Source organism: Streptomyces crystallinus (assembly GCF_039521265.1).
Lineage (GTDB): Bacteria > Actinomycetota > Actinomycetes > Streptomycetales > Streptomycetaceae > Streptomyces > Streptomyces crystallinus.
In genome coordinates this window covers 183757-209781 of the sequence record NZ_BAAACA010000039.1, presented here as the reverse complement: position 1 = coordinate 209781, position 26025 = coordinate 183757, and the positions used below count along the sequence as shown (strand labels likewise).

Sequence of the window (26025 nt, the reverse complement as noted above, 5' to 3'; positions counted from 1 at the left end):
GACGGGCCGGGGGCGCAGGGTCCAGGGCCGGGGGCGGCGGGCCCGGCTGGGCCGGGGGCGCAGGGTCCAGGGCCGGGGGGTGTGGCGGGCCCGGACGGGGTGGCGGGCCCGGAGGGGGCGCCGGTCACTCACCGGGCTTGATGAGGTACCCGGCCCCACGCCGGGTGTGGATCATCGGCGACCGCCCCGCGTCGATCTTCCGCCGCAGATACGAGATGTACAGCTCCACGACGTTGGCCTGGCCGCCGAAGTCGTACGACCAGACCCGGTCGAGGATCTGCGCCTTGCTGAGCACCCGGCGCGGGTTGCGCATCAGATAGCGCAGCAGCTCGAACTCGGTGGCGGTGAGGTGGATGTTCACCCCGCCCCGGGTCACGTCGTGGCTGTCCTCGTCGAGCGTGAGGTCCCCCACGACCAGCAGCGACTCGCTCCGTACGGCAGCGCTGCCCGAGCGGCGGATCAGCCCGCGCAGCCGGGCCACCACCTCCTCGAGCGAGAACGGCTTGGTGACGTAGTCGTCGCCGCCCGCGGTGAGCCCCGCGATCCGGTCCTCGACCGCGTCCTTGGCGGTGAGGAACAGCACGGGCACGTCCGGGAGTTCGCGCCGCAGCCGCCCGAGCACGGCGAGCCCGTCCATGTCGGGCAGCATGATGTCGAGGACGACCGCGTCGGGCCGGAACTCCCGGGCGGCCCGCACCGCGCCGGCCCCGTCCCCGGCGCTGCGCACCTGCCACCCCTCGTAGCGCAGCGCCATGGACAGCAGCTCGCTGAGCGGAGCCTCGTCGTCCACGACGAGCACCCGGACGGCGGTCCCGTCCGGCCTCAGCAATTCGGTACGCCCCTGGGGGGAGATGGTGGTCATACGACCACCCTGTGAGCGCCCCCTGAGAACGTCCTTGCGCGTTCCTGTGAATTTCCTGAGAAAGGGGGCGCGAGTCTCTTGGGGAGGGGCTGGCGCCCGGGCTCCTAGCGACCGGGGTCCGGGAGCCCGAACAGCCGTGCCCCGTTGCCATGGCAGACGCCCCGCAACCACTCATCCCCCAGCCCCAACCTTTCGAGCGATTCGAGCTGGTGGAGATAGCCGTACGGGATGTTGGGGAAGTCCGAGCCGAGCAGCACCCGGTCGCCGAGGTCGCGCAGCCGGGGCAGCGCGTCCGCCGGGAAGGGCGCGAAGCGCTCGCTGAAGTCGGTGAACGCCATGGTCGTGTCGAGCATGACCCCCTCGTACGCGTCGGCGAGCGCCATGAAGTCCGTGTACTCCGGCATCCCCATGTGCGCCACGATCAGCCGCAGCCGGGGGTGCCGGGCGAGCAACCGGGCGATGGGCTCGGGCCCGGTGTGCTTGCCGGGCGCGGGCCCGGAACCGCAGTGCGCCACGACGGGCACGGCGGCGTCGGCGAGCGCGCCCCACACGGGGTCGAGGAGGGGGTCGTTGGGGTCGTAACCGCCGACCTGGATATGCGCTTTGAACACCCGCGCCCCGGCTCCGATCGCCTCCTCGACATACTCCCCCGCGCCTTCCTCCGGGAAGAAGGTGGCAGTGTGGAGGCAGCCGGGCGTACGGTGCGCGAAGTCGACGGCCCAGCCGTTGAGCCAGCGTGCCATGTCCGCCTTGTGCGGATAGAGCATCGCGGTGAAGGCGCGCACACCGAACTCGCCGAGCAGCTCGACGCGCCGCGCCTCCTCCTCGCGGTACGCGATGGGCCACTCCACTCCGGTGAGCGGCCCGGCCGAGTCGAAGTACGCCCAGACCTTCTTCAGGACGCGATCGGGCATGAAGTGCGTGTGCACGTCGACGAGCCCGGGCAGCCGGAGGCGCTCGGCGAAGGCGCGTACGGCGGTGGCTTCAGGGGCGGGGGCGACCTGCGGGGTGGCCTCAGCGGCCGCCGGGGTCTCAGCGGCCGGCGGCACGGGCGGAGTCCGCGTCGGCGGCATGGACGGAGCCCGCGTCAGCAGCACGGGCGGAGTCCCCTTCGGCGGCCGGCCGCTGGAAGCTGTAGCTCCGCTCGACCTTGGCGACATGGACGCTGTAGCTCTCGTACCACTCGGCGCGCCCCTGCTTCTGCGCGCGCTGGTGCTCCAGCCGCGAGCGCCAGGCGGCGATGGCGTCCTCGTCGCGGAAGTACCCGACGGTGATGCCCAGGCCGCCCGGGTTACGCGCGGACTCGTATCCGAGGTAGCCCGGTATCTCCTCGACGAGTCTCTTCATGAGGTCGGCCGTCTCGCCGTACCCCCGGTCGCCTTCGGTGCGCAGAGAGGTGAACACGACGGCGTAGTAAGGCGGTTCGATACCGGCGACAAGGCCGGCCACAAGGTGATCGCTCATGCGCCCCACCTTCGGGTGTCAGCGGCGTACGTGTCCAGGGTCCTTACTCGAAGGGATCCAAAGGGGATCCAAGTCTTGACCATCGTTGGCGAACAGGGCGCTACCACAGCTGGTCCTGCACGTCAGGGGTCCGGAGCGCCCGGACGGGGACGGTGATCCCGCTGCCGGCGGGCGCGGCCGCGAGCCCCCATCCGCTCATGAGCCGCGTGTCCAGGACGACGACGCGCCCCTGCCCGGCCTCCAGATGGAGATCGGGCCCGGCGGCGGCGAGAACGCGCCCGCCGACGACCCCGTCGGGCACGAGCTCACGCACGACGCCGTGGGCGGGCACGAGCCGATCGAGCCCGAAGAGAGGACCATGGTCGACGACCCGACAAGGCAGCGGCTCCAGCGACTCGGGCCACCCTCCGAGCCCGGCGGCGCGCGCGTGCAGCGCACGCACCTCGCCCTGTCGCTCCCCGCTCCCGGGAAGCGAGGCCCTGACCAGCCGCTTCTGCTCGTACGAGACACGATCGGGCACCCCCAGGGCGGCCCGCAGCAGCTCCTCGCAGCGCCGGGCGGCCATGAGCGGCCCGCGCCCGAGCCAGGAGAAGCAGACGGCCCCCTGCTCCCGCAGCCGCGCGCCCTCCCGCTCCTCGGCGGTGATCCCGACCTTCACGAGCCCCGGCCCGAACCAGGCGAGATAGACGCGATAGACCCGAGGATCATCAGGCACCCCATCAGCGGCAACGGACCCCACCCGATCGAGCCGCGCACACTCCGCACACCGCGCGTTCCCACTCCCCCGAGCGACGACGAGCCCACCGGGGCAGGGATTCCCCCGTGCCCCGACACAGGTCCGCTCCCCAACGACCCGAAACGCGATGTCCCCACCGCCCACGATCGGACTGACCCGCCGAGCCCGCCCCTCCCCAACCCACACCAGCCCAGCCCCACCGTCCCCCCAACGAACCCCACCACTGCGCCAGACCCCAGCCATGTCTTCGACGGTAGCGGGGGGTACTGACAACGGGGGGTGAGGTGGTCCAGCCACGAGGGCCACGGTGGACAACGGGCCGAGGGGCCGAGGGGTCGACGGGCATACGAGAAAGGCCCCCGGATCTCTCCGGGGGCCTTTCGCCTGTGCACTCGGCAGGATTCGAACCTGCAACCTTCTGATCCGTAGCTCTACAGAGATCGGTCAACGCGGGCCGTAGAGGCCGTCGTTCGGTTGCTCAGAGTGGCTGTCGGTCGTGGTCGGTTGCTGTGGTTGCTGTACTTCGCTGCTGTACCGCAAGTCGTGATCGTTGCGACCAGCCTTCTGTGATCGCGAAGCACGAAACGACGCGGGTGCGCTGCTGCCTTGGGCCGGTGCGCATCTCAACTGTGCTGATCGTCCGTCCGCGTTCACGGTCGTCCGCCGCTCTTCGGTGAGGCTGTCCCACAGTTAGGCAGATCATGATCGCTTAACAGGCACAAGTGCACGAAAGGGGAGACAGTTCCATCACCACGGCAGTACGATCACCCCATGGATGGCAGGTGGTCTGGGAGACTTCGGCTGGATCTAGTAGACGCTCTCGCTGATCTCCCCGGGGCAGACACAGACACCTTCTTCTCCGCATACGGCCTGAGTGAGGCGTATCATCGCCCCGGCCGGATGGCCGGCAAGAAAGCCAAGATCAACTCAGCGATCCGAGCGGCTGAGGCTCAGGGAAGAGTTGATCTAGTCCTAAGTGCTGCAGCAGATCATTTCCGGTTGACGCTACTCGAGGATTCGGCACAGAGTGCCGTAGAGTTCACCGCTGCCCAACCATCTAGGAACGAGATGAGTTCTGACAAGTCGGTCTTCATCAGCCATGCATCGGCAGACCGCGAGTTAGCTGCAGCCTTAAAGGATCACCTAATTCTTGGCGGTGCCTCAAACCGCAGAATATTCTTCTCTTCGGAAAATTCCACCGGCATTCCAGTCGGGCGTAGCGTGCGCCGTCACCTTCAGGAAACCTTGGCCAATTCAGCCGTAGTGATCGAGCTCATTAGCGAGAAATTCTTGACTAGACCATACTGCCTGATGGAACTTGGCGCAGCATGGGTTCTAAACAAACCAACGTACCCCTTGGTGGTCCCACCTCTTGACATCTTTGAAGCCACTAGAGCGGTCGGAGATGTAAAAATGCGCCAACTTGGGTCAGACGCTGAGGTGGATGCTGTCTTTGACGAGCTACACGAAATGCTTTCCGATGCTGGATTTGTCCTCCCTTTGCCCTTCTGGAGTGAAGCAGTGCAAAAATTCAAGAGGGCCACACGCGGAATGCTTCAGGGCGGCTAACATCAAGACGCGGGACGAGTGTTCTCATTAGCCGTCACCGGTCGTAGATGCGCATGTGAGCATCATCGCGGCTCAGTGCTTAGAAATTCGGTCGTAGCCGCTCAGCAATGCGATCTGTTTCAATGATGCTTAGTTCAGGAACGTCGTTCCAGTTTGTGCCCCCACTTTCAATTGTGCCTGCCACGTGAAAGTGAAAATGCGGGATCGCTTGGTATGCATCGATTCCGTTATTTTGCCACACGCTGATCCCTGGTCGTCGATCAGTTTTGTCAATGGCTCTAGAAGCTCTCTGGAGCAGATCGATTACTGCGTGCGCCTCAGCCTCGTGAAGGTCTAGAAGCGTTGGAGCGTGGCGCGTCGTTATTACCAGCAGGTGAGAGATACCGCGCTGTTCTCGTGGAACAAGGATAGCGGCCAAGCTTTCTCGGTGGAGAATTGTGAACGGGCGATTACCCGTCAGGTAGTCGCAGAATGCGCATGGGTGCGCGTCAGGAACCACGAGATGGCTCATCCCTAGGACTTCTTCAGCGATTGCAGGAAATCCTGGACCTCTAGCATATCAATCCGTTTCTCGTCCTGCGGGCGAATGACGATGATCAACTCTTCGCATACTCTCTGCTGCCGAGATGCGAACATGAAAGAAAGGATTAGGAATCGAATAGCGTCTTGAATTGGCAGAATGGTGGACATGCCGGATTGACCAAGACCGATGACCGGTGCAGCGACAGGTTCGCCGTTGGAGCGCGACCGCACCTCATCCCAAAGCTTCCCCAACGCTTCCCATAGGATGCCGATAGTTGTTGAGACGTTGTTATTTTGATCCATGGCCGTGTAAGCAACGCAGAAGTAATGCGTACGATTGCGGCGAATGCAAGCGACTGTGCCGAGCGCATACCGGGTTGACTTTCCTGGTTTCACAACGGCCGTCTCTACCGGTGTCTTGCCGGCTAGGGCCGAAGTGAGATCGGAGTTGAGGGCAGGCACGTCATGCCTATAGACACGACTAAGAAACTGTCCTTGTACGCTGTTTTCGGCGATAATATGTGGGGTCTCGACATCGAAAAAATCTGACATCCCGATGACGAGATTGGTGTCCTGATCGAATAGATCACCGGTGACCAGCTTCACCTTCGTATCTGGCGAAGAGTAGTGCTGCTCTACCGGGTATGGCCAAGACTGCCAAATAGCGTAAACGAGGGCTACTGCCGGTAGGAGCAGAATCTCAGGTAGATTGAGCTTTCCAAGGGTGTTCGGCGAGAAAAGATCAAACAGACTCAACACGGCAGAGAGGAAACCGAGGGCAGCGAAGCCGTTGGTCGCCAAACTGCGCCAAAAGCGCCGATTGCGGAGATCTCGTTTCAGCTGCATCACTAAAGCCTGTCGTAAACGCTTTGTTTGTAGTAATGTGGGCCGCTTTTGTCGCTCGACGCGAAATTGGCCGCATAATCGTCTAGGGCGTACCTAATAATTGCCGGACTGAATGCGACTGAGAGGGTGTAGTAATTTGTATCGAGAAGCGGCTTAGGGATGAAGTTTCGGTCGACCCCCTTGTCGCCGTCGTGGTTCGCGATAACGATCGGAAGATCGAACTCTTGCATGATTTCGATCTCGTAAGCCAAGAAGGAGGTGCCGTCTCCGCCTTTCCTTTTGGCCTCGGGGGTGCCGATGAGAACAATTTGCTTTGCGTTGCTCATTCGCTGCCGGAGGTTGCGTTTAATTGTCGTAGGTAGACTGGTGTCGCGCGAAATGTAGAGATCGTGAGCGTCGTAGAAGTTGAAATCAATGTTTTCATTCTCTCGCCATGCTTCCATTAGGCGATACAGTCTGATGTTCTCGCTTGGCGAACGCCACGTATGTCTTGTTGCGATAGCTCACGTTTCTCCCCAGTCCCAACGAGCAGCTGTCCGGATTCTAGGCACAGCTACAGCCCGGACATGGCTGAATCGGGAAGAAAACTGAGTTGGTGGCAGCATGCGGAGCTTTCAGAGCGTCCTACCGAGCGGTTCACTACGCCCACCTCACTAGCTGCGGCCTTCGTTCAACCGCCCGCGGCCCCAAAGCTCCCATCCCGTCCGCCGTCGACCCACACACCGTGGAGCGGGCGTGGTTCATGGCGTCCAGGTGGAGCGCGCCATTGTACGAACGACCTGGCCGCCATGGGCCGCGTCTGCTCGGCTCTGCCTGGGCCGACGGCGGACGGGATGGGAGCCCCCACGGTCACCACTGTCTGCCCGCAGCCGCGTGAGGCCCCTTTCATCCCGGAGTCGGAGCGCCCCCGCCGGAGGCATGTCGTGACCGGGACTCTCTGATGGCGGCTGATCGCCATGCGCGCGGCACGGGCGCCGGCCGGGCCAGAGCGGGGCGGAGACAGGAGCGCAGGCCCGGCCGGGGGCCGGGCCGCGCGCGGGGAGCGGAGCGAGCCGCCTTGAACCTGTAGAGAAAGTTGTTACTCAGGCCCAAGATCAAGCCCAGGGCCATACGCAGATTCGTTGGCGCTCGCCCGCCGCTATCGGGCTGATCAGCCACACGATGGTCAGAGAGCCCTGGACCAGGGTCAGGGTTGTCAGCTGCTTTTCGCGGAGCTCTCGTTCCGTCTTCCGCCCGTGCGCCAGGAACGCCCGCGCCGCCCGCAGCGCCTCCCCCTCGAACCCCGGCAGTGCCATCCGCACCGCGATCCGTATCCAGCGCACCGCCGCCTCCACCGAGTCGACCTCCAGGGCGGCCTGGTTGACGCGCTCCCCTGTATCGCGGCGCTCGATCGAGAACTCGCACAGGAACCCCGGGGCCCTCACCACGGGAGCTCCGCCGTGACCGTGCGCCCCGTCTCGTCGCCCGTGACTGCCAGGCGGTGCGCGAGCGCCATGACGATGCTCAACCCCCGGCCATGGATGGCCTCTTCGGCCGCCTCGGTGACTTTCGGGCCCTGCGGGGTTCCGCCCGAGTCCGTGACCGCCACGGTCACCCGGCCCTCGGTCACCGTGAGCATGACCCGCAGCGCATCCCCCACCGTGTGCGTCAACGCATTAGTCCCCAGCTCGCTCACGACCAGAACCACGTCGTCGACCCGGGGGTGCGCCCGTAAGACATCCCGGGTCCAGCGCCGGGCGCGGGCAACTTCTTCCGGGGAACCTGGGCAGATCAGTCTCCAGACTCCCGCTCTACTCGTATACTCGTCCATACAAGTTACTCCGTGCTGGTAGGCGGCCCATGGCCGTGGTTTCACGGGGCTCGTGCTAGATGAGTCGAACGCCGTCGTGTGCGCGGACGGCCGGCGGGGACATGCGATCCAGTGCGTCCAGGACGCGGATCGCGTACGCCTCGTCGGCGAGCTCGACAACTTCCTCACGGGTGACCCACCGCAGTGCGCGGGTCTCGTCGCCGACCGTGGGAGCGCCGTCGATGGCTTCGCAGCGGAAGACCAAGGAGACGATCAGGCCGGTCATGTTCTTGTACACACCGGTCAACACCGCCGGGAGGGCGATCTTGATACCGGTTTCCTCAAGGACTTCACGCTGCAACGCCTCGGGAAGGGATTCCTCGCGTTCGACCACGCCGCCGGGCGGCTCCCACTTACCGTTGTCCCGCCGCCGGATCAGCAACGCGCGGCCCGCGTCATCCACGATGACGCCAGCGACGCTGACGGAGTGCGGGCGATCAGTGCGACCGGTGTTCACGTTCCTCGTGCCCTCTCGAGTCTGGCTACGCTCGTCACCCTAGCGACCCAGGTCGCCTGCTCGTCTAGATATCTAAAGGAGTACGCGCATGGCTCTCCCGTCCGGCCTTCTGGGCGCGCTGGACCCCACCAGCGACCGCGCCGTCTTCCGCCAGGTCGCCGACCACCTGCGCGAATCCATCGACAAAGGCCGCTTCCGCGAAGGCGACAAGCTGCCCTCGGAGACTGAACTCGTCGAGCACTACGGCGTCTCCCGCATGACCGTTCGCAACGCCCTCTCCATCCTCCAGGGTGAAGGGCTCGCGGTCTCCGAACACGGCAAGGGTGTCTTCGTGCGACCCCGGCCGCCGGTTCGCCGTCTCGCCTCCGACCGGTTCGCCCGCCGCCACCGTGATCAAGGCAAGTCCGCCTTCACGGTCGAGGCCGAAGCCTCAGGCGTGCACTCCGAGGTCGACGGCCTGGAGGTGAAGGAAGAGAAACCCTCGCAGGACGTCGCCGCCCGCCTCGGCTCCCCGCGCAAGGTCCTCGCCCGCCGTCGCCGCTATCTCGTCGACGGCCGCCCGGTCGAGTTCGCGACCTCGTACCTCCCGCTCGACATCGCGCGCGGGACCCAGATCGCCGAGCCCAACCCGGGCCCCGGCGGCATCTACGCCCGCCTGGAGGAGAAGGGCCACCGCCTCGACCACTTCGACGAGGAGATCCGCGCCCGCATGCCCTCCCCGCACGAAGCACGCACCCTCCACCTCGCACCCGGCGTCCCCGTCATCCACCTCATCCGCACCGCGTACGACAGCGAGGGCCGCGCCGTCGAAGTCTGCGACACCGTCATGGCGGCCGACGCCTTCGTCCTCGCCTACCAACTCCCCGCCACCTGAGAGCTCCCTGGGGGCGGGAGGGGCAGCCTGACGCTTCCGAAGAGGAAGGAGAGAAGGTTGCGTGCTGCCGCCGACTGGCTGGGCATCCAAGAAACGCCAGAGGCCCCGGACTTTCGTCCGGGGCCTCTGGCCTGTTGTGCACTCGGCAGGATTCGAACCTGCAACCTTCTGATCCGTAGTCAGATGCTCTATCCGTTAAGCTACGAGTGCTTGTTGCGTTGCTTCCCGGTTTTTTTCTTCCCGGTCGGCGTTGCGGGAACAACATTACATGACCTGCGCCGTGACGCGAAATCCATTGGCCACACCCCTTCTGACCTGCGGAAACGCCTGTATGGCGCCGGGGCGGGAGAGCGGGCCCGGCGGGGGCGATGTGTCGGAAACTGGGGAAATGTGACCGGGGTCACCGGATCTGGGCCCGCGCGGCGGCCTTCGGAAGCCGAGCGGCGATGACCGGCCCGGGCTCGGCACCCGGACAGGCAGTCCCCAGCACTCCGCGAGCAGCCCGGCCACCCCGGAAACGACCGAACCGGAAACGACCGAGCCGGAAACGACCGAAGCCCCGGCCGTGGGGCCGGGGCTTCGGGTTGTGCTGGCGGAGGCGGAGGGATTTGAACCCTCGATGGGCTTTAAGACCCAAACCGCATTAGCAGTGCGGCGCCATAGACCGGACTAGGCGACGCCTCCAGCACACCCGCTCGCGTGCGCGAGTGGTGCGTGCAGATGATGACACAGCCTTGCTCCGCGTCACCAATCGGACCCCACGGTACTAGGCAGGTGGCCGCCAGAGCAAAGCGTTAGTGGACCCATGATTTCCGGCCGCCGGGCCCGAGTCGGGCTGGGGTCGAGGCGGGCCGGGGCGGGCCCGGCAGGGGGTTCCGGGAAGGGCCCGGCACAGGAGCGGGCACCGGGCCCGGCACAGGAGCCGGCACCGGGACCGGGACCAGGGCCGGGACCGGGACCGGGACCGAAGAGTCCATGCGCAACGCCCGGCCCCCCGGCGCGTTAGTCATGGCGAATCCGTTCACCCCCGGTGGGGCCGGACCCACCCCGTCCACCCCGTGGAGCCCCGCATGCTGCGTCGTCTCGTCGTCACCGCGCTCACCACCACCGCCACGGCCGCCCTCGCCGCCGCGCCCCCGGCCTTAGCGGCCGCCCCGCTGCCGCTGCCCCCGCTCCCCCTTCTCGACAGCGGGAGCAGCGGCGGCCACCACGACCACCTCACGCTCACCGTCGAACACAACGGGGAGACCGACGGCACGTACAAGCTGGAGTGCCACCCGCACCCCGGCGGCAATCACCCGCAGATCATGCAGGCGTGCGAGCGGCTGGAGAAGCTCACCACCTGGGGCAAGGACCCGTTCGCGCCCGTACCGGCGGACGCGCAGTGCACGATGGTCTACGGCGGCCGGGCCACCGCCCATGTCACCGGCACCTGGGCCGGACAGGATGTGGACGCCACGTACAAGCGGCTCGACGGCTGCCAGATCGCGCGGTGGGACAGGTTCGTGCCGGTCCTGCCCGGAGCCCGGTGAGTGTCCGGTGAAGGTTCGGTGAGGGCTCGGACGGCGAGGCGGTGAGCGCGCCGACGGGGCGCCCGAAGCACGCGGCCCCGGGGCGGGAGCCGGGCGCGCCCCACCCCGTCGGCGCAATCTCCCGGCATACGCCGTGGTCACAGAACATTGGTGAGAGCTCCCCCTCATCCGCCGTCGCGCGCACATCCCCTGCCTTTAGACTCCCTCCCAGTGACAGGCCGCAAGGTGCAGTGGTTCAGGGAGGAAGCGTCGTCGTGAGCAGCAGGCCATCCCGAGGCGCTGCTCGCCTCGCAGCCATACTTGACGCCCTTCCGGACGGGCTCGTACTCGTCAACTGCAACGGCACGGTCGTCAACGCGAACACCATCGCCCTGGAGATGTTCGAGTCCCCGGGGACGGGTCTCGTGGGGCGGGGCGTGCTCGACCTGCTGCCCTTCTTCGACTCCAAGCTCATCCCCGGCTCGATGCGCCGGCCCGAGGCCGAGGACGAGCAGGGCCGCACCAAGCCGACCCGGATGGTGGCCCGGCGCACCGACGGCAGCGAGTTCCCCGTCGAGGTGACCAGCGCCAACCTGGAGGACGGCCGCGACGCGTACGCCTCGCCGTCCTCCTCCTACGGAGGCGCCGGCGCGCACTACTCCGGCGACGAACTCCTCATGATCGTCGTCCGCGACCTCTCCGGAACCGTCGACACCGAGGCGGAGCTCGCCCGTTCGCAGCGGCAGACCGAGATGATCCTGCGTGCGGCGGCGGAGGGCGTGGTCGGCACCGACACCGAGGGCCGGGTCGTCCTGGTCAACCCGGCCGCCGCGCAGATCCTCGGCTACCGCGCCAGCGACCTCGGCGGCCAGGAGCTGCACCCGCTGGTGCTGCACTCGCGCGCCGACGGCGAGCCGTTCGCGTACGAGGAGAGCCCGCTCGCCGACACCCTGAAGTCCGGCCGCAAGCACCGGGTGCGCGGCCAGGTGCTGTGGGCGAAGAGCGGCGCGGCGGTGCCCGTCGATCTGACGACCGCGCCGGTACGGGACGGGGACCTGCTGGTGGGCGCGGTGATGACGTTCACCGACCGGCGCCCGTACGAGGACCAGGCCAAGAAGCACCGGGAGGTCCTGGAGCGCGAGACCTCCCGCTACGACGCGCTGGCCGCGCGCCACCAGCAGCTGCTCTCGGTGCTCGGCGGCTCGCTGCGCGGGCCGCTGGACGAGCTGCGCCGGGAGCTGTCCACGCTGGCGGCGGACGACGCGGGCCAGCTGTGGCCCGAGGCCAACCAGGTGCTGCACCATCTGGCCGCCGGGTACGCCCGGATGACCACCCTCGTCGACAACGTGCTCGCCTATCAGCGGCTCGACTCCGGCACGGAGGAGCTGAAGAAGGCGAAGGTGCTGGTCGGGAACGTGGTCGCGGCGGGCGTCGAGGGCGCCGTCGAGCTGATCGGGCCCGGCCGGGCCCAGTTCGCCGTGCACGCGCCCCCGATCGAGGCCGAGATCGACCCCGTACGGCTCTCCACGGCGCTGGCGCACCTGGTGGCGGACGTCGCGGGCGTCGACGCCACGGGCAACGCGCCGGTCGCCGCCGGTGGCTATATGGACTCCACGGTCGTCGTCGCGGCGGCCGTGCGCGGCGAGGTCGTACGCATCGAGGTGCGCGGGCCCTACGCGGGAGGCGACCCGGTCCACGAGCCCATCGTCCGGGGCATCGTGGAGGCCCACGGCGGGGTGCTCCAGACGGTCGAGGTGCCGGGGATGAGCGGCAGCGCGTACGTCCTGGAGGTGCCGCTGGGGGAGGGCGCGGGTTCGGTGCCCGAGCCCGTCGCGGCCGAGGTCGCGGTGGTGCCCGTCCAGCAGCCGGCCCAGCCGACCGGCTCGGGCCGCCGCCGCGCGCGGCGGGCCTCCACGGACGCGTTCCTGGAGAGCCCCGTCGAGGAGGAGAAGTCCCCCACCGGCCGCCGCCGGGCGCGCGTCCAGGAGGACCGGCCGGTCGACCCGGCGGCCGCTTCCCCGGCGGCCCTCGAGCGTATCCCCGCGCAGCAGACGGGCGAGGGCGGCGGCGCCGGTCCCGGTGCCAGCACGGGCTCCGGTACGGGACCGGGCGCCCCGGGAGCGGGCCCGTCCGGCGGCACGCCCGACAGCCCCTCCGGCGGCCACCCCTTCGGGCCCGGCGGCCCCTCCGGCGGGACGCCGAACGGCCCGGCCACCGGTATGCCGGGCACCGAGGCCTCCACGACCGGCCAGAACGCGCCGGGCGGCGCGCTCCCCTTCGCCCCCGGCGGCCCCACCGGCGGCCCCGGTGACGCCACTTCGGGCGTCGGCCAGGGTGCCGCGCCCTCCGGCGACAGCGGCCCCTCCGGAACGGGGCGGCGGCGTGGGCGCCCCAGCCCCGCCGAGGACAACGCCGCGCCCTCCGAGGGCGCTGTCGTCACGGCCGCCGAGAGTGCCGGCCAGCCCTCCGGACGCCCTGCGGCACTGAGCGAGACCGTCCCTCCGCAGGGCATGGCGGCGGACCCGGTCGCTCCCTCGGGCCGCCGCGCCCGCCGCAGCCTGCCCGCCTCCGGCGGCGAGGCGCAGCCGGACCCGCATCCGGAAGCGCCCACCCCTGAGACGGGCCCCGGTGGCCGCCGTGCCCGCAGGGCTCTCGCGGCCGCCCCCGAGGCCGCGGAGGGCGCCGTGCGCACGGCGTTCGCGCTTCCGCCCGCCGACGCCGACCGCCCGGCCCGGCCCGAGGGCTTCAACAGCCCCGGCGCCACACCCCCTTCCGGCCCGGCCGAGGCCGAGCGGCCCCAGCAAGCCGGTCCCGGCAGGCCCCTCGGGCTTCCCGGAGCGGCTCCCGGCCAGGGCACCGGCATCCCCGTGGACCCGAACCGCCCCGGGGTCCCCGATCCGCACCAACCCCTCCCGGCCACCTCGGCCCCGGCCCACCGCCCCTTGGCGAACGGCCCCGGCCAGAGCGGCGGGACCGCCACCCCGGCCCCCGCTCACCGGCCCCTGGCCAACGGACCCGCGCAGGCCTCCCAGGGCGGTCAGGCGCGCCCGGCCGGTCCCGGACAGCACGACGCCGTACGCAACCCGGCCCTCGACGAGCACACCCCGCCGCAGCCGCACCCCGTCGAGCAGCCGCCCGCGTGGGCCGTCGGCGGCGCGGTTCCGGCGAACGGGCCGGAGACCGCGGGGGGTCCGGCACCGCAGCCCGCCCGCCAGCCGCTGCCCGCCGAGGCCGCTCCGATGCCGGACGACGCCTCCCAGGGCCGCTCCATCAGCGTGCGCACGCTGGGCCAGGGTGTGCCCTTCGCCCAGCAGACCCCGGGCTCCTCCGGCTCGGGCCGGCGCCGCAAGCTCGGCACGCCCTCCGAGGCCGAGCGCGCGGCCGCAACCGCCGAGGCCGAGCGCCCCGGCCCGTCGCCCACGTCGCTGATGTCGCCCCCCTCGGAGGGGCAGGGGCGCGCGTACGCCATAGGGGCACCGGACGAGGGCGCCGAGGGCCCCGAGCCGCTGGACGGGCCCGGGGGCGCCGTCGAGGTCGCCAACCGGCCGCACCCGCAGCCCGTCGACGACGAGCTGCCGCCCGAGCCGCTCGACAACCCGCGTCGGCTGCTGGTGTGGCCCGCGCCCGACGTCTCCACCCAGCAGGCGCTCAGCGACCGGGGCTACCGGCCCGTCGTGGTGCACTCCCGCGAGGAGGTGGACGCCCAGATCGCGGCCTTCCCCGCCGCGCTCTTCGTCGACCCGCTGACCGGGCCGATCACCCGTACCGCGCTCCAGTCCCTGCGCCAGGCGGCCGTCGCCGCCGAGGTGCCGGTGCTGGTGACGGCCGGGCTCGGACAGGCGACGCGTGAGGCGGCGTACGGCGCCGACCCCGCCGTGCTCCTCAAGGCCCTCGCCCCGCGCGACAGCGAGCAGCATCCGCCCCGGGTGCTGCTGATCGAGGAGCACGAGGAGATCGCCCTCGCGCTCACGGCCACGCTGGAGCGGCGCGGAATGCAGGTCGCCCGCGCCGCCACCGACACCGAGGCCGTGACGCTGGCGGGGCAGATGCGGCCGAACCTGGTCGTGATGGATCTGATGCAGGTACGCCGCCGCCGCGCCGGGATCGTCGACTGGCTGCGCGCGAACGGGCAGTTGAACCACACCCCGCTCGTCGTCTACACCTCGGCGGGCCTCAACCAGCCGGAGCTGCCGAAGCTGTCGGCGGGGGAGACGGTGCTGTTCCTGGCCGAGCGCTCGACCAGTGCCGAGGTCCAGGGCCGGATCGTCGACCTGCTCGCGAAGATCGGTACGAACTAGGGCCGACGGAGACGCGGTTGGGGGCTGGTGGGTGTTTCACGTGAAACACCCACCAGCCCCCGCTGTTGTTCCGACCCCCACTGTTGTTCCGCCTCACCGGGGCCGCTCGCCGCTCGCGGGGCATGTTTCACGTGAAACATGCCCCTCGGGGGCTCAACGGACTGCGGCCCGCTCAAGGGCCAAGCGTCAGCGCAGCTCGGTGACGTCCAGCTCCCCGTCCGCGTACTGCTTGCGGATCACCTTCTTGTCGAACTTCCCGACGCTGGTCTTGGGCACCGACTCGACGATCGTCCACCGCTCCGGCAGCTGCCACTTCGCGACCGACCTGGCGAGGAACTCCTTCAGGGCCGCGTAGTCGGCGCTCGCGCCCGGCTTCAGCACGACGGTGGCCAGCGGGCGCTCGCCCCACTTCTCGTCGGGCACCGCCACGACGGCGGCCTCGGCGACCTCGGGGTGTGCCATCAGGGCGTTCTCCAGGTCGACCGAGGAGATCCACTCGCCGCCCGACTTGATGACGTCCTTGGCCCGGTCAGTGAGCGTCAGAAAGCCCTCGGGGCTGATCACACCGACGTCACCGGTCTTCAGCCAGCCGTCCTCGCTGAACTTGTCGGCGGGGCGGAAGTCCTCGCCGCCCGCGCCGCCGTAGTACGCGCCCGCGATCCAGGTGCCCCGGACCTCCAACTCGCCCGCCGACTCGTTGTCCCAGGGCAGGAGTTCCCCGCCGGGGCCGGTCAGCCGCGCCTCGACGCCCGCCGGGAAGCGTCCCTGGGTGACCCGGTACGGCCACTCCTCCTCGGCCGTGAGCCCGGCCGGCGGGTTGGCCATGGTGCCCAGCGGCGAGGTCTCGGTCATGCCCCACGCGTGGCAGAGCCGGACGCCCAGCTTGTCGTACGCCTCCATCAGCGACGGCGGACAGGCCGCGCCGCCGATGGTCACCTTCGCCATCGAGGAGAGGTCCCGGGGCCGCGCGGTGACCTCGGCGAGCAGCCCCTGCCAGATGGTCGGCACGGCGGCGGCGTGGGTGGGCTTCTCGGTCTCGATCATCTCGGCGAGCGGCGCGGGCTGGAGGAAGCGGTCCGGCATCAGCATGCTGACGCCGGTCATGAAGGTCGCGTGCGGCAGACCCCAGGCGTTCACATGGAACTGCGGCACCACGACCAGGGTGGTGTCCTTGTCGGTGAGCCCCATCGACTCGGCCATGTTGACCTGCATCGAGTGCAGATAGACCGAGCGGTGCGAGTAGACGACGCCCTTGGGGTCGCCCGTCGTGCCGGAGGTGTAGCACATGGCGGCGGCGGTGCGCTCGTCCAGCTGCGGCCAGTCGTACGAGGTCGGGCGGCCCGCGAGCAGCTCCTCGTACTCGTGCACCTGCGGCCCCGCGCCGTCGATGTCGTCCAGCAGCGAACGGTCACCGGGGCCGGACACCACGATGTGCTCGACGGTCGGCAGATGCGGCAGCAGCGGGGCGAGCAGCGGCAGCAGCGAACCGTTGACGATGACCACGCGGTCGGCGGCGTGGTTGACGATCCAGATCAGCTGCTCAGCCGGCAGCCGCAGGTTCAGGGTGTGCAGCACCGCGCCCATGGAGGGGATCGCGAGATACGCCTCGACGTGCTCGGCGTTGTTCCACATCAGGGTGGCGGTCGCCTGACCGTCCTCGACCCCGAGCTCGCGCAGGGCGTGTGCCAGCTGTGCGGCCCTGCCGCCGATTTCGGCGAAGCTGCGGCGCCGTGGCTCCGCCTCGCCGGTCCAGGTCGTGACCTGCGACTTGCCGTGGATCGTCGACCCGTGGGTCAGGATCCGCGAGATCAGCAGCGGTACGTCCTGCATGGTGCTCAGCACGGCGGCCTCCCGGAGGGCGCTACGGTGCGCCCACGTGGCGATAGGGGTGTGCTGATTCTGCTCACGTACCGCGCGGTATGTCACTACCCGGAGGTAATGAATCACCCACGAGACCAAGGTCACGCGGTGTGCGGGCCGCTCCGCCGGATGTCGGCGGCCGGTCTCCGCTCAGCGGACGGGGGCGAGCTCCGGGTCCTCGCGGAGCTTGCCCAGCGCCCGGGAGACCGCACTCTTCACCGTGCCCACGGAGACTCCCAGCACCTCGGCGGTCTGCGCCTCGCTGAGGTCCTCGTAGTACCGCAGCACCACCATCGCCCGCTGGCGGTCCGGCAGCTTCATCACGGCGCGCCACATCGCGTCGTGCAGGACCTGCTGGTCGGCCGGGTCCGGCTCGGGCACCGCCTCCGGCTCGGGCAGCTCGTCGCAGGCGAACTCGTCCACCTTGCGCTTGCGCCACTGCGAGGTCCGCGTGTTGAGGAGCGCACGGCGCACATAGCCGTCGAGGGCCCGGTGGTCCTCGATCCGGTCCCAGGCGACGTACGTCTTGGTGAGGGCCGTCTGCAGCAGGTCCTCGGCGTCGCTCGGGTTCGCGGTCAGCGAGCGCGCGGTGCGCAGCAGCACGGGGCCTCTGGCCCGCATGTACGAGGCGAACGACGGGTACGGCGTCGCCGCCCGGGAGGCACTGTTGCAGACAGGCGTGGTCATACCTCCACGCTAGGAGCGCCCGCTACGCCACGGATCGGCCCCAGGTCGCGAAGCCGGGTCCCTCTCAGGTTGTACGGGTAGGGCTGGCTGCACCTCCTGAAGGTGGAGGGCGCCCCCCTACTCGTCAGGGTTGGAGCCGCGCGACCGGGGCGTCCACCGTGTTCCGGTCCACCACGAGCCGGCGCCCGCCGTGCGTCTCGGTCACGTTCCCCGCGTACTGGTGGATACGCCGGTGCGGCCGCCAGGCGTCCGCGTGCAGGCTCGGCTCCCCGTTCAGGGACGGCCCCGAGCCCCACCGCGCGAACCACATCACCGACGGCAGGTCGGACTGCCCGGCCCGTCTGGCCTGCTCCATGTGCCGCACCCCGGAGGCGGCGCTGCTGTAGAACCCGGGCAGATAGCCCTGGCCGCGCACCTCGCGGTTCCAGGCCCGCACGAACGCCAGCGTCGTCCGTGCGCACCCCGCGTTGTTCGCGTCGTACGCCTCCATGTCCAGATAGAGCGCACTGCCAGGATGGATCCCCAGCTTTCCGGCCGCCTCGGCCGCCTGCCTCCCCTCGCTGCGGCCCTGCGCCGCCGAGCCGCTGCTCATCCGCACCTTCTGCTTCGCCGCCGACCGCACACACGGCGACTGCGAGCCGACGAAGATCGGCAACACCCGCCAGCCCATCCCGTGCACGCTCGCCAGCCAGCTACGGCTGAGGTGGTGCTGGTTCGGGCAGCCGCGCCCGCGCCCCGCGAAGTAGACGCCCACCCCGCCGTACGACGAGGACCGCCAGGCCTTCATCGTCGTCAGCGGCGGCGCCTGGCAGGTGTCGAACGCCGCCCCCTTGAAGTGCACGGCTCGCGCCAGCACCGCCGGGCTGTCCACGGTGTCCGCCGGAGCGGCGACGGCCTCGGCGACGCCGGTGGCGCCGACGGACTCGGCGGACTCCGCCGCCTCGGCGTCCCAGGACGCCTCCGGCGCGGTGGCGGCCGTCGTGGCGCCGGGCGCCGGCGCGGCCGACGCGGTGGGGCTCAGCGTCAGCAGAGCGGCGAGCGTGGTGGCCACGGCGAGCGGTGGCGTGACGATGCCCAGATACCAGGGCCGGGTCGATGTAAGGCTGTACATAAGGCGAGTGAAAGGCCGTCAGCTCCGCCCGGCCACCGCTCGAGGCCCGTGCCTCAGCCGTCCGTGGACAAGATCATCCTTCCGTGTGCGTAGGTTTCAGCCGTCCGCGCGCGGTGCGGCATTCGCCCTGGCCGACGTGATCAACCGTCCGCGTGCGGCGCTTCAGCCGCCCCGCCGCACTGATCAGCCGTCCGCGCTCAGCACCAGCCCGGAGGTGGGCACCCCCGTACCCGCCGTCACCAGCACCCGCTCGGCGCCCGGTATCTGATTGACCGCCAGCCCCCTGACCTGTCGGACCGCCTCCGCTATCCCGTTCATGCCGTGCAGATACGCCTCCCCCAGCTGTCCTCCGTGGGTGTTCAGCGGCAGCGTGTCCGCCGCCACGAAGTCCGCCGCCTCCCCCGGCCCGCAGAACCCGAACTCCTCCAGTTGCATCAGCACGAACGGCGTGAAGTGGTCGTACAGGATCGCCACGTCGACCTCCCCCGGAGTGAGCCCGGACGTCCGCCAGAGCTGGCGCGCCACCACGCCCATCTCGGGCAGCCCGGTCAGCCCGTCCCGGTAGAAACTCGTCATCCCCTCCTGTCTGCGGCCCGCCCCCTGCGCGGCCGCGGTGATCACGGCGGGCGGGCGGCGCAGGTCCCGCGCCCGCTCGGCCGTCGTGACGACGACCGCCTGGCCGCCGTCCGTCTCCTGGCAGCAGTCCAGCAGCCGCAGCGGCTCCACTATCCAGCGCGAGGCGGCGTGGTCGGCGAGCGTGATCGGCCTGCCGTAGAAGTACGCCGCCGGGTTGGTCGCCGCGTGGCGCCGGTCGACGACGGCCACCTGCCCGAACGCCTCGGGCGTCAGACCGTACGTGTGCAGATAACGCTGGGCGGCCATGGCGACCCAGGAGGCCGGGGTGAGCAGCCCGAACGGCAGGGACCAGCCGAGCGCCGCCCCCTCGGCGGACGGCTCCCGCTGCCGCACCCCCGACCCGAACCGCCGCCCGGAGCGCTCGTTGAACGCCCGGTAGCAGACGACCACTTCCGCCACCCCTGAGGCCACCGCGAGCGCGGCCTGCTGCACGGTCGCGCACGCGGCCCCGCCGCCGTAGTGGATCCGCGAGAAGAACGACAGCTCGCCGATGCCGGCCGCCTGCGCCACCGTGATCTCGGGGCTGGTGTCCATGGTGAAGGTGACCATGCCGTCGACGTCGTCGGGGGTGAGCCCGGCGTCGTCGAGCGCGGCCCGCACCGCCTCCACGGCGAGCTTCAGCTCACTGCGGCCCGAGTCCTTGGAGAACTCGGTCGCCCCTATCCCGACGATCGCCGCCTTCCCCCCGAGCGAGTCGGCCCGCCGCACGCTCATCCCGCCACCTCCCCGGCGCCGCTCTTCCCGCCCCGGGGGAACGCGACGGTCACGGTCCCGGTGACGTGGTGACCCAGCCCGTTCGCCCCCACCACCCGTACCTCCGCCGTGTCCGCCTCCACGGCGGTGACCGTGCCCGTCAACGTCATGGTGTCGCCGGGGTGGTTGGGCGCCCCCAGCCGTATCCGCACCGCGCGCAGCTGCGCCGCCGGGCCGAAGTGATCGGTGATGTACCGCCCGACCAGGCCGTTGGTGGTCAGGATGTTCATGAAGATGTCCGGGGACCCCTTCTCCTGGGCGAGCACCGCGTCGTGGTGCACGTCCTGGTAGTCGCGGGAGGCCACGGCCCCGGCGACTATCAGCGTCCGGGTGACCGGGATCTCCAGCGGTGGCAGCTCGTCGCCCACCTTCATGCCACGCCCTCCCCTTCGACGATCAATCCGCCCAGCTCCTCCAGCAGTTCGGCGCCACACCCCAGATACGCGTCGATCTGGCGTCCCCACAGGAAGTGCCGGTGCACCGGGTGCTCCAGATCCGCGCCGAGCCCGCCGTGCAGATGCTGGCCCGTGTGGACGACCCTCCTTCCCGCCTCGGACGCCCACCAGGCCGCCGTCAGCGCGTGCGTGCGGTACGGCAGCCCCTCGTCGCGCCGCCAGGCCGCCTCGTACGAGGTCACCCGTATCGCCTCGATCTCCATGTACGCGTCGGCCGCCCGCAGCTGGACCGCCTGATGGGTCGCGAGCGGCCGCCCGAACTGCTCTCGGGTGTTGGTGTGCTCCACCGCCCGGTGCAGCGACCCGGCGCACACCCCGCTCTGGAGCCCCGCGAAGGCGGTACGGGCCGCCGCCAGCACGTCCTCGTACGTCCCCGGGCCCGGCCCGCCGACCCGCTCGCCCCGCGCTCCCGAGAGCGTGAGCCGCCCGGCCGACCAGGGCGCCGTCGTCTCGACCGGTTCCGTCCGGACCCCGGGTGCTCCCGTCCGTATCCACCACAGCGCCCGGCTCGCGTCCGGCACCAGGACGTGCGTGGCCTCCCTCAGCCAGGGGACCACCGGCACGACCCCGGTCAGCTCGGCCGTCGGCCCCTCTTCCGCCGAGGCCCGCACTTCCCCGCGCGCGGGGAAAGCGCCGGTCGCCACCGCCGTGCCGTCCCTCAGAGCCGGGAGCAGCCGCTCGCGTTGCTCCCGGGTTCCGTGGGCGGCCACGGCCAGGACTCCGTAGACACAGCTCACCGCGAACGGCACCTGGGCGGTGGTCCGGCCCTGCTCCTCCAGGGCGAGGACCAGGCCGAGCAGCCCCGTCTCCTCGACGGCCGCGGGAAGTCCCGCGCCGCACAGGGCCTTCCACAGTTCGACGTCCGTGCCGGTCCGGGCGGCGGTGAGGCGTTCATGGGTGGAGAGGTCCGCGAAGATCTCCCCGGCCAGCTCCTGGACCGCGGTCTGCTCCTCGGTGGGGGTGAAGTCCATCAGCCACCCTCACCCCCTCGGAACACCGGCAGCTCCCACTCCTCGTCCACGCGGAGGAACTCCAGGCGCACGGGCATCCCGATCCGCACCTTGTCGTAGGGCACCCCCACCACATTGCTGATCATCCGCACGCCCTCGGCCAGCTCGATCAGCCCGACGGCATAGGGCCCCGACCCGTTGCCGTCGCCCTCGCCCTCGGCGCCAGCTGGTGCGATAGCAGCGGCGCCCGCCCCCGCCCCGGCCCCCGGCACCGTCCCCGCTCCCGAGGTGTCGGGCTCGGCGAATCCCGGGAACCGGGGGTGGTGCATCACCACGTACGAGAACACCGTCCCGGCGCCGCTCGCCTCCACCGTGTCCCAGTCGGCCGCCCCGCATCCGTTGCACCCCGGCAGCCAGGGGAAGCGCAGCTCACCGCAGCCGGTGCAGCGCTGGATCAGCAGTTTGTGGGCGGCGACGCCGTCCCAGAAGCCGGCGTTGTCCCTGTTCACCACCGGTCTCGGCCGCTGCCCCCGGGGCTTGCGGCGCGCCGGGGCGTACTTGAGGATCCGGAATCGGTGGGTGCCCGCGAGCTCGCCGTTCGCCCGCACGTCCATGCGCGTGGTGATGAAGTGACCCGTACCCAGCTTGGTGGTCTTCCGCTCGGAGACCGTCTCGATCATCGAGTCATAGGTGATCCGGTCGCCCGGGCGCAGCTCCCGTAGGTACTCCTGCTCGCAGTCGGTCGCGACCACCGAGGTGAACCCGGCGCCGTCGAGCAGCGCGAACAGCTCGTCGTGGACTCCCGAGCGGTCCGAGTGCCCCGAGAGACCGCCCATCGTCCAGGCCTGGAGCATGGTCGGCGGCGCGATCGCGTCCGGCCCCCGGTAGGCCGGGTTGGTGTCGCCCATAGCCTCGCACCAGTGCCTGATCATCGGCTCGTTGACGAGGTCCTTGCCCACGCCCTCGGTCGCCACCGACCTCCCTTCGTACGCCTTCAGGCGCGGGTACAGCCCACCGGCGTCCGGACGTTCAGACAGCTCCCCGAGGCCGGGTGGTCCGGTCAGCCCACCCCCACTCCCACTCGCGGACGGCTCCTCCCCACGCGCACCCCGCCCACGCGCATCCCGCCCACGCCCACTCTCACTCCCACGCCCGGACACGTTCGCGCTCACCTACCTCCGCCCCCTCTTCATCCCGAGCCGCATCGTCGCGACGATCTCCCGCTGCACCTCGCTCACCCCGCCCCCGAACGTGTTGATCTGTGCCGCCCTGTTCATCCGCTCCAGCTCCCCGTCCCCCACGGCGCCCGGCGAACCTCCCCGCACCAGCGCCGCTTCCCCCGTGATCTCCTGGCACATTCGATACACCTCGACGGCCGATTCGGTTCCCATGAACTTCACGCCGCTCGCGTCGCCGGGGGCCAGCGAACCCGCCCCCACATCCCCCACCAAACGCCAGTTGAGCAGGCGGTTCGCCGCCAGCCGGGCATGAGTCTCGGCGACCTTGGAACGCACCCAGGGCTCGTCAACCCTGCGCCGCCCCGTCACCGGATCGGGGGTACTGGCGCGGGCCAGCGCCGCCTCGAAGAACTCCTCGGCCTGCATCCCGATCGCGGCGAGCGCGACCCGCTCGTGATTGAGCTGGTTGGTGATCAGCCCCCAGCCGCCGTTCTCCTCACCCACCAGGTTCCCGCCCGGAACGCGGATCCCGTCGTAGTACGTCGCCGTGGTGGTCAGACCCCCGACGGTGTGGATCGGCGTCCATGAGAAGCCCGGCGCGGCGGTCGGGACCAGGATGATCGAGATGCCCTTGTGCTTGGGCGCCGACGGGTCCGTACGGCAGGCGAGCCAGATCCAGTCGGCGTTCTGGGCGTTGGAGGTGAAGATCTTCTGGCCGTCGATCAGCCAGTCCTCGCCGTCCCGTACGGCCCGCGTTCGCAGCGCCGCGAGGTCGGTCCCGGCCTCCGGCTCGCTGTAGCCGATCGCGAAGACGAGCTCGCCGGAGAGGATCCGGGGCAGGAAGTACGCCTTCTGTTCCTCGGTCCCGTAACGCATCAGGGTCGGGCCGACCGTGTTCAGCGTGACCATCGAGACGGGGGCGCCCGCGCGGTAGGCCTCGTCGAAGAAGACGAACTGCTCGTCCGGGCCGCGTCCCTGGCCGCCGTACTCGACGGGCCAGCCGAGCCCCAGCATCCCGTCGGCGCCGATCCGGCGGAGGAGGGCGCGGTGGGCTTCGGAATCGGGATCGGAATCGGGATCGAGATCGGCCGGATCGCCGCCTTGCGAGGGGCCCATGGGCCCGGGGGCCTCCGCCATCAGGCCTCGGAAGTACGTACGGAGTTCGTCACGCAGACGCTGCTGGCGTTCGGTCGGAGCGAGGTGCACGGCGGCGGCCTCCGGGGTCCGGGCGTGCGCGATGGGTCGGGTTTCTGACTGTCCGTCAGATACGGCCGCCGTGTCAATGCTCTTGCTCGCGCGCGACCACGACCACGACCACGACAGAGCCTTGCGTGCGCTCGCACCGAACCCGCGCGCAGGTGCACGCACCGAACCTTCGTGCATGTGCACGCACCGCTGTGCACGCCTGAGCCCGCGCCCCACCGCCACACAAACCCCAGACACAGAACCGCCCGGGCAGCCGCGCCGCAGCGCCGCCACCCGGGCAGTCGTTCACCCCACTGACCCCGACCCCGAGGGGCCCCGGCTCACCAGAGGTTGGTGAAGTTGACCGACACGTTGTCCTGACGGATCGCCGTGAAGGCGGATCCGTTCACCTGGGCGGTGTTGCTCTGGTTCGAGGCGCCGGAGCCCACGGCCTGCTGCTGCGTGGTGGACGAGTTCCCGTTGTTGTCGTGTCCGACGCCGCTCCCGCTGACGGTCGCCACTGCCGCGTTCGATCCGTGGTCCGCGAAGGAGCCGTTGTCCGCGGCGGCCACCCCCGTGAAGAGGCCCACTGCCAGAGGCAGGGCGGCGACGGCGGCGAGGACGCGGGCGGTGCGGATGCTTGCCATGTCTATTTCCTCCAGGAACCAGAAGTACGGCTTGTTCCAGGGAAGTTGGCCGACCGCCCCGGACGCTGCTGCGACGTCGCGAGATCAGAGTTGCCCACCGAATCCCCGGCGAACCAGCCCAGTCGGCGCGTTTCGCTCGCAAGCGTGATGACATGTCGATAAACCACCAACGTGCTTCCAAAGCCCCAGAAATCGTCTGCCGACCCAGGCGCACCGCGCCACACACCCGCCACCAGGCGAGGAGAAGCGTTTCTGCGCATTTTCGGCCAATCTTCCGCGCCACTCGACCGTCATCGGGGTGACAGACCGCCGTACCCCACCCGCCGCACTCCCCCCTCCAGCCCCAGCCGGGCCCGCAGACACAGCTCCAGCCCCCATATCCCGGGGCGGGGACACCCCTGCGCCGCCCACCTCGCCGCGCACACCGCACGCTCCCCGGCCCCGTTCGAACCCAAGCCGTTTCCCGCTTCCCTTTTTCGAACACTCGTACGAACATGGAAGGCATGGCCACCATCGACCGGCATGCCTCCACCCTGGCCCTCGCCCACGCCCTCTCCGTCGCCGAGCGGGGGCTCCCCGTCATCCCCCTGTCCCGTTCGAAGCTCCCCGCGCTGCGCTCGCCGCACCGTGACGAGCCGCAGCCCGCCCTCTGCCGGGGCGAGTGCGGGCTGCCGGGGCACGGGGTGCACGACGCGACCACGGACCCCACGGCCGTACGCGCGCTGTTCGCGGCCGCGCCCTGGGCCACCGGGTACGGGATCGCTTGCGGCCGGCCGCCCCACAACCTCATCGGCATCGACCTGGACACGATGAAGCCCGGGCACGGGGGGCACGGGGAACACGGGACGGCCGACGCACCGGTGGGAACGGGGGCGCGGCCGGCCGCGGGGCAGAGGGCGGACGCGCCGGTGGGGGCGGCGGAGCGGTGGTCGGTGCCGCCGCAGCGCGAGCCCGGCGGCATGCGGCCGTCGCCGCCGTCGCCTCCCTCGCCCTTCATGCCGCCGGCCGCCGACCCGCCGCCCGAGTCGGTGGCGGCCCTCCAACATCTGGCGCTGCGGCACCTGTTCACGATTCCGGAGACGGTCGTCGTGATCACACCGAGCGGCGGGCGGCACATCTGGCTGACGGGTCCGCCGGACCGGGTCGTACCCAACTCGGCCAGCCGGCTCGCGCCGGGTATCGACGTCCGGGGCGCGGGCGGCTATCTGGTCGGCCCCGGCTCGCTGACCAGCCACGGCGTCTACCGGCTCGCCCCGGGCACGGCCCATCTGGCACCCGCGCCCTGCCCCGGCGCGCTCCTCGATCTGCTCACGCCCCCGGTACGCGCCCACCACGCCCGGGCGTACGGCGCGGACCGGGGCCAAGGGCTGGTCCAGTTCGTCCTCGCCGCTCACGAGGGCCAGCGCAACACGCGCCTCTTCTGGGCCGCCTGCCGCGCCTACGAGAACGGGTTCGGCGACGCCCTGGCCGACCGCCTCACCGCCGCCGCGGTCCGCACCGGACTCACCGAGCGGGAGGCACGGGCGACGATCGCGTCGGCGGCGCGGCTGACGACCGCGTACTGAAACTGAGAGG

Annotated in this window: 24 protein-coding genes and 2 tRNA genes; 5 read left to right on the top strand and 21 right to left on the bottom strand. The window is 70.2% G+C overall.

Going from position 1 to position 26025, the window contains the following annotated elements; translation table 11 throughout:
• Nucleotides 1-124: 124 nt before the first annotated feature.
• The 4 genes from ABD236_RS28270 to ABD236_RS28255 all read right to left on the bottom strand — a co-directional run bounded on the left by ABD236_RS28270 (nt 125) and on the right by ABD236_RS28255 (nt 3305).
• The gene (locus ABD236_RS28270; RefSeq protein ID WP_344078359.1) at nt 125-862 is read right to left on the bottom strand and encodes a response regulator transcription factor; all 738 of its coding nucleotides are present in this window, start codon (nt 860-862) and stop codon (nt 125-127) included.
• Between the two features lie 104 nt (nt 863-966).
• Complete coding sequence (locus ABD236_RS28265) at nt 967-1935, bottom strand: amidohydrolase family protein (RefSeq protein WP_425543979.1); 969 nt, start codon at nt 1933-1935, stop codon at nt 967-969.
• Entirely contained in the window at nt 1895-2326 is a 432-nt protein-coding gene (locus tag ABD236_RS28260) for an antibiotic biosynthesis monooxygenase family protein (protein ID WP_344078357.1), read from the bottom strand. The genes ABD236_RS28265 and ABD236_RS28260 overlap by 41 nt, the downstream gene beginning before the upstream one ends.
• Before the next feature lie 100 nt (nt 2327-2426).
• Nucleotides 2427-3305: a DUF2797 domain-containing protein gene (locus ABD236_RS28255; RefSeq protein ID WP_344078355.1), complete on the bottom strand. Its 879-nt coding sequence runs from the start codon at nt 3303-3305 to the stop codon at nt 2427-2429.
• A gap of 528 nt (nt 3306-3833) precedes the next feature.
• On the opposite strand from ABD236_RS28255, the gene ABD236_RS28250 reads away from it, so the two are divergent.
• A complete protein-coding gene (locus ABD236_RS28250; protein WP_344078353.1) occupies nt 3834-4631 on the top strand; it encodes a toll/interleukin-1 receptor domain-containing protein in 798 nt (265 codons plus the stop codon).
• 79 nt (nt 4632-4710) lie between these two features.
• On the opposite strand, the gene ABD236_RS35100 is transcribed toward ABD236_RS28250, so the two are convergent.
• From ABD236_RS35100 to ABD236_RS28225, 6 genes are all read right to left on the bottom strand, one after another.
• Nucleotides 4711-5142 carry an HIT family protein gene (locus ABD236_RS35100; RefSeq protein WP_425543977.1) on the bottom strand — a complete coding sequence of 144 codons (432 nt, stop codon included), beginning with the start codon at nt 5140-5142 and terminating at the stop codon, nt 4711-4713.
• A gap of 2 nt (nt 5143-5144) precedes the next feature.
• Complete coding sequence (locus ABD236_RS28245) at nt 5145-5999, bottom strand: macro domain-containing protein (RefSeq protein ID WP_344078351.1); 855 nt, start codon at nt 5997-5999, stop codon at nt 5145-5147.
• Nucleotides 6000-6001: 2 nt separating this feature from the next.
• The gene (locus ABD236_RS28240; protein WP_425543976.1) at nt 6002-6442 is read right to left on the bottom strand and encodes a TIR domain-containing protein; all 441 of its coding nucleotides are present in this window, start codon (nt 6440-6442) and stop codon (nt 6002-6004) included.
• A 651-nt stretch (nt 6443-7093) separates the two neighbouring features.
• Nucleotides 7094-7426, bottom strand: coding sequence for a hypothetical protein (locus ABD236_RS28235; protein WP_344078347.1), 333 nt, complete (start codon nt 7424-7426; stop codon nt 7094-7096).
• A complete protein-coding gene (locus ABD236_RS28230; protein ID WP_344078345.1) occupies nt 7420-7809 on the bottom strand; it encodes an ATP-binding protein in 390 nt (129 codons plus the stop codon). Before ABD236_RS28230 ends, ABD236_RS28235 begins: the two co-directional genes overlap by 7 nt.
• A gap of 55 nt (nt 7810-7864) precedes the next feature.
• The gene (locus ABD236_RS28225; RefSeq protein ID WP_344078343.1) at nt 7865-8305 is read right to left on the bottom strand and encodes an NUDIX hydrolase; all 441 of its coding nucleotides are present in this window, start codon (nt 8303-8305) and stop codon (nt 7865-7867) included.
• A gap of 88 nt (nt 8306-8393) precedes the next feature.
• On the opposite strand from ABD236_RS28225, the gene ABD236_RS28220 reads away from it, so the two are divergent.
• Nucleotides 8394-9179 (top strand): GntR family transcriptional regulator, encoded by a 786-nt coding sequence (locus ABD236_RS28220; RefSeq protein ID WP_344078340.1) that lies wholly within the window; start codon nt 8394-8396, stop codon nt 9177-9179.
• A gap of 137 nt (nt 9180-9316) precedes the next feature.
• Here ABD236_RS28220 and ABD236_RS28215 read toward each other — a convergent pair.
• Together ABD236_RS28215 and ABD236_RS28210 are read right to left on the bottom strand one after the other, a co-directional pair.
• Nucleotides 9317-9389: transfer RNA gene (locus ABD236_RS28215), tRNA-Arg, on the bottom strand.
• A 380-nt stretch (nt 9390-9769) separates the two neighbouring features.
• Nucleotides 9770-9863: transfer RNA gene (locus ABD236_RS28210), tRNA-Ser, on the bottom strand.
• 386 nt (nt 9864-10249) lie between these two features.
• Between ABD236_RS28210 and ABD236_RS28205 the strand changes: the two genes are divergently transcribed.
• Nucleotides 10250-10711 (top strand): SSI family serine proteinase inhibitor, encoded by a 462-nt coding sequence (locus tag ABD236_RS28205; RefSeq protein WP_344078338.1) that lies wholly within the window; start codon nt 10250-10252, stop codon nt 10709-10711.
• A 254-nt stretch (nt 10712-10965) separates the two neighbouring features.
• Nucleotides 10966-14988 (top strand): hybrid sensor histidine kinase/response regulator, encoded by a 4023-nt coding sequence (locus ABD236_RS28200; RefSeq protein ID WP_344078336.1) that lies wholly within the window; start codon nt 10966-10968, stop codon nt 14986-14988.
• A 186-nt stretch (nt 14989-15174) separates the two neighbouring features.
• Here ABD236_RS28200 and ABD236_RS28195 read toward each other — a convergent pair whose 3' ends face one another.
• The 9 genes from ABD236_RS28195 to ABD236_RS28155 all read right to left on the bottom strand — a co-directional run bounded on the left by ABD236_RS28195 (nt 15175) and on the right by ABD236_RS28155 (nt 24450).
• Nucleotides 15175-16830, bottom strand: coding sequence for a long-chain fatty acid--CoA ligase (locus tag ABD236_RS28195; protein WP_344078334.1), 1656 nt, complete (start codon nt 16828-16830; stop codon nt 15175-15177).
• Nucleotides 16831-16998: 168 nt separating this feature from the next.
• Nucleotides 16999-17535, bottom strand: a complete 537-nt coding sequence (locus ABD236_RS28190; RefSeq protein ID WP_344078332.1) for a SigE family RNA polymerase sigma factor — start codon at nt 17533-17535, stop codon at nt 16999-17001.
• Between the two features lie 124 nt (nt 17536-17659).
• Nucleotides 17660-18646 carry a DUF1906 domain-containing protein gene (locus ABD236_RS28185; RefSeq protein WP_344078330.1) on the bottom strand — a complete coding sequence of 329 codons (987 nt, stop codon included), beginning with the start codon at nt 18644-18646 and terminating at the stop codon, nt 17660-17662.
• Nucleotides 18647-18829: 183 nt separating this feature from the next.
• Nucleotides 18830-19996, bottom strand: coding sequence for a lipid-transfer protein (locus ABD236_RS28180; protein WP_344078328.1), 1167 nt, complete (start codon nt 19994-19996; stop codon nt 18830-18832).
• Nucleotides 19993-20409: a MaoC family dehydratase gene (locus ABD236_RS28175; RefSeq protein ID WP_344078326.1), complete on the bottom strand. Its 417-nt coding sequence runs from the start codon at nt 20407-20409 to the stop codon at nt 19993-19995. Before ABD236_RS28175 ends, ABD236_RS28180 begins: the two co-directional genes overlap by 4 nt.
• Complete coding sequence (locus ABD236_RS28170) at nt 20406-21461, bottom strand: acyl-CoA dehydrogenase family protein (RefSeq protein ID WP_344078324.1); 1056 nt, start codon at nt 21459-21461, stop codon at nt 20406-20408. The genes ABD236_RS28175 and ABD236_RS28170 overlap by 4 nt, the downstream gene beginning before the upstream one ends.
• Complete coding sequence (locus ABD236_RS28165; protein ID WP_425543975.1) at nt 21461-22414, bottom strand: bifunctional MaoC family dehydratase N-terminal/OB-fold nucleic acid binding domain-containing protein; 954 nt, start codon at nt 22412-22414, stop codon at nt 21461-21463. The genes ABD236_RS28170 and ABD236_RS28165 overlap by 1 nt, the downstream gene beginning before the upstream one ends.
• A 198-nt stretch (nt 22415-22612) precedes the next feature.
• Nucleotides 22613-23824 carry an acyl-CoA dehydrogenase family protein gene (locus ABD236_RS28160; protein WP_344078322.1) on the bottom strand — a complete coding sequence of 404 codons (1212 nt, stop codon included), beginning with the start codon at nt 23822-23824 and terminating at the stop codon, nt 22613-22615.
• Between the two features lie 320 nt (nt 23825-24144).
• The gene (locus ABD236_RS28155; protein WP_344078320.1) at nt 24145-24450 is read right to left on the bottom strand and encodes a hypothetical protein; all 306 of its coding nucleotides are present in this window, start codon (nt 24448-24450) and stop codon (nt 24145-24147) included.
• A gap of 503 nt (nt 24451-24953) precedes the next feature.
• Between ABD236_RS28155 and ABD236_RS28150 the strand changes: the two genes are divergently transcribed.
• A complete protein-coding gene (locus tag ABD236_RS28150) occupies nt 24954-26015 on the top strand; it encodes a bifunctional DNA primase/polymerase (RefSeq protein ID WP_344078318.1) in 1062 nt (353 codons plus the stop codon).
• Nucleotides 26016-26025: the final 10 nt, after the last annotated feature.

Coding starts and splice junctions, on each gene's coding strand:
- ABD236_RS28255 (WP_344078355.1), bottom strand. CDS start 3,305: ATGGCTGGGGTCTGGCGCAGTGGTGGGGTTCGTTGGGGGGACGGTGGG.
- ABD236_RS28175 (WP_344078326.1), bottom strand. CDS start 20,409: ATGAAGGTGGGCGACGAGCTGCCACCGCTGGAGATCCCGGTCACCCGG.
- ABD236_RS28245 (WP_344078351.1), bottom strand. CDS start 5,999: ATGCAGCTGAAACGAGATCTCCGCAATCGGCGCTTTTGGCGCAGTTTG.
- ABD236_RS28185 (WP_344078330.1), bottom strand. CDS start 18,646: ATGTACAGCCTTACATCGACCCGGCCCTGGTATCTGGGCATCGTCACG.
- ABD236_RS28150 (WP_344078318.1), top strand. CDS start 24,954: ATGGCCACCATCGACCGGCATGCCTCCACCCTGGCCCTCGCCCACGCC.
- ABD236_RS28220 (WP_344078340.1), top strand. CDS start 8,394: ATGGCTCTCCCGTCCGGCCTTCTGGGCGCGCTGGACCCCACCAGCGAC.
- ABD236_RS28270 (WP_344078359.1), bottom strand. CDS start 862: ATGACCACCATCTCCCCCCAGGGGCGTACCGAATTGCTGAGGCCGGAC.
- ABD236_RS35100 (WP_425543977.1), bottom strand. CDS start 5,142: ATGAGCCATCTCGTGGTTCCTGACGCGCACCCATGCGCATTCTGCGAC.
- ABD236_RS28155 (WP_344078320.1), bottom strand. CDS start 24,450: ATGGCAAGCATCCGCACCGCCCGCGTCCTCGCCGCCGTCGCCGCCCTG.
- ABD236_RS28265 (WP_425543979.1), bottom strand. CDS start 1,935: ATGCCGCCGACGCGGACTCCGCCCGTGCCGCCGGCCGCTGAGACCCCG.
- ABD236_RS28230 (WP_344078345.1), bottom strand. CDS start 7,809: ATGGACGAGTATACGAGTAGAGCGGGAGTCTGGAGACTGATCTGCCCA.
- ABD236_RS28170 (WP_344078324.1), bottom strand. CDS start 21,461: ATGGACTTCACCCCCACCGAGGAGCAGACCGCGGTCCAGGAGCTGGCC.
- ABD236_RS28250 (WP_344078353.1), top strand. CDS start 3,834: ATGGATGGCAGGTGGTCTGGGAGACTTCGGCTGGATCTAGTAGACGCT.
- ABD236_RS28205 (WP_344078338.1), top strand. CDS start 10,250: ATGCTGCGTCGTCTCGTCGTCACCGCGCTCACCACCACCGCCACGGCC.
- ABD236_RS28180 (WP_344078328.1), bottom strand. CDS start 19,996: ATGAGCGTGCGGCGGGCCGACTCGCTCGGGGGGAAGGCGGCGATCGTC.
- ABD236_RS28190 (WP_344078332.1), bottom strand. CDS start 17,535: ATGACCACGCCTGTCTGCAACAGTGCCTCCCGGGCGGCGACGCCGTAC.
- ABD236_RS28260 (WP_344078357.1), bottom strand. CDS start 2,326: ATGAGCGATCACCTTGTGGCCGGCCTTGTCGCCGGTATCGAACCGCCT.
- ABD236_RS28240 (WP_425543976.1), bottom strand. CDS start 6,442: ATGGAAGCATGGCGAGAGAATGAAAACATTGATTTCAACTTCTACGAC.